Origin of the sequence: Streptococcus sp. UBA632, assembly GCF_002300045.1 — a bacterium.
Taxonomy (GTDB): Bacteria; Bacillota; Bacilli; order Lactobacillales; family Streptococcaceae; genus Streptococcus; species Streptococcus alactolyticus.
Window position 1 is genome coordinate 6,480 of the sequence record NZ_DBPA01000012.1, and the last position, 2,446, is coordinate 8,925.

General features: G+C 42.9%; 1 protein-coding gene and 1 pseudogene (1 of these 2 running past the window's edge). Both read left to right on the forward strand.

From position 1 onward, the window contains the following. Window positions 1-776: pseudogene (locus B3473_RS01240) on the forward strand (C69 family dipeptidase); its annotated part reaches 319 nt to the left of the window's first position; the annotation flags it as partial. Window positions 777-911: 135 nt separating this feature from the next. After that, window positions 912-2,429, forward strand: a complete 1,518-nt coding sequence (locus tag B3473_RS01245) for a zinc ABC transporter substrate-binding protein AdcA (protein WP_154454210.1) — start codon at window positions 912-914, stop codon at window positions 2,427-2,429. The last annotated feature ends 17 nt before the right edge of the window (window positions 2,430-2,446 follow it).

Genomic DNA, 2,446 nt, shown 5'->3' on the forward strand with positions numbered 1-2,446 from the left:
GTGATTTTATTGAGGATAACAACCTTGATTTGACTTATTCAAATGAGCATTTCAACCCACGTTATGCCTTTGGTAGCCAACGTGACAAAGACCGTCACTACAACACTCCACGCGCTTGGGCTATGCAACGTTTCTTAAACCCTGAAATCAAACAAGACCCTCGCAGTTTCTTCATTCCTTGGGCACAAAAACCTTATCGCAAAATCACTATCGAAGACGTCAAATACGTGCTTAGCAACCATTATCAAGATACGGAATTTGACCCTTACGGACCAGAAGGCAATAAGGTAACCCAACGTGCCTTCCGTACCATTGGTATCAATCGTACCAGTCAAACCGCTATTCTTCAATTGCGCCCTGACAAACCACATGACACCACTGGTATTCAGTGGCTGGCCTATGGCTCAATGCCATTTGGTACAATGGTGCCGTTCTTTACTCAAATTTCAACAACACCAGCCTACTTTTCCAATACAGGTGCCAACGTGTCAACGGATTCCTTCTACTGGGCAAACCGTTTGATTGCTGCCATTGCTGACCCGCATTTCCACCAACACGAAGGGGATATCGAAGCCTACGTTGAAAGCACAATGGCGGCTGGTCATGCTCGCATTGGTCGTGTCGATGCTGCTTTGGCTAGAGGCGAAAAAGTAGATTTTGACGCTGAAAACCAAGCCATGAGTGATGACGTACAGCAACAAACCCAAGACTTGTTGAATAAGGTTCTTTTTGATGCAAGTAACTTGATGACCAATCATTTTTCAGTTAGTGACTAATATTAAACTAGTAAATCCTTTGGGAGCCAGTCTCCCAAAGGATTTTTTGCTATTTTGAAAAGAAAACCTTGCAAAAACGGGAGAATATGGTATACTTAACCAGTAAAATATTAACCAGTTAATAAAAGGAGTGTTATGAAAAGACTGTTTGTAACGATTGTCGCAGGTGTTGCCTTGCTTTTACTTTGCTTGACAGGAGCCAACAAGCCTGTCGCTGCAGATGATAAAATCAGCGTGGTAACCACTTTCTACCCAGTGTATGAATTTACCAAGGCGGTCACAGGTGACACAGCTGATGTTACTATGTTGGTAAAAGCAGGAACGGAACCCCATGATTTTGAGCCATCAACCAAAAATATTGCCACTATTTCAGATGCTGATGTTTTTGTTTATCTAGATGACAATATGGAAACCTGGGTGGATAGCGTGGTATCTTCTGTCAAAGCCCCACAATTGACCGTAGTGAAAGCAACAGGTGATATGTTGCTCTTGGCTGGCACGACTGAGGAGGAAGAAGAAGGGGAAAGCCACGAAGGGCACTCTCATGCCTACGATCCCCATGTCTGGTTGTCGCCCAAGCGTGCAATGATGTTGGTGGAAAATATCCGAGATGCCTTTATCGCCAAATACCCTGATAAAGCTGAAGTTTTTACCAATAATGCAGCAGCCTACCTAACAGAACTAAGTGACCTTGACGCTTTGTACACGGATAAATTGTCCCAAGCCAAGCAAAAAAGCTTCGTCACTCAGCACGCAGCCTTTGGCTACTTGGCTTTAGATTATGGTTTGACGCAAATTCCGATTACAGGTATTTCAGCAGATAGCGAACCGTCAGCCAAACGTTTGGTTAATCTGGCTAAATATGTCCAAAAATACGATATCCGCTATATTTATTTTGAAAAAAATGCCTCAAGTAAGGTAGCAGAAACCTTGGCGGATGAAACAGGTGTTAAGACCGCTGTCCTCAATCCCATTGAAAGTTTGACCAGCAAAGAGATGAAATCAGGCGAGAATTACATTAGTGAGATGAAAGCCAATCTCAAGGCTCTGGAATTGACGACAGATGTTGCTGGTAAGACCATTAAAGCAGAAGAGGACACCGGCAAAACCGTAGAAAACGGCTATTTTAAAGACAAAGATATCACCGACCGTTCTTTGAAAGATTGGTCAGGAAAATGGCAGTCGGTTTACCCTTATCTCGTTAACGGTGATCTCGACCAAGTCTGGGAATACAAGGCTCAGTTGTCAAAAGGGGAAAAAACAGCTGAGGAATACAAAGACTATTACACCACAGGCTATCAGACCGACGTTGACCACATCAATATTAATGGCAAAAAGAATACCATCACCTTTATCAAAGGCGACCAAAAGTATCAATTTACTTATAAATACAGTGGCTATAAGGTCTTGACCTATGAAAAAGGCAATCGTGGCGTGCGTTACCTATTTGAAACCGACGATCCAAATGCTGGTGAATTCAAATACGTGCAATTTAGCGACCACAATATCTCTGAAACAGATTCGACCCATTTCCACATTTTCTGGGGTGGTAAAAGCCAAAAAGCCCTCTTGAAAGAGATGTCGCATTGGCCTACCTATTACCCTGATGATTTGACTGGAAAAGAAATCGCCCAAGACATGGTTGCTCACTAATCACAAAAGCTTGAAGT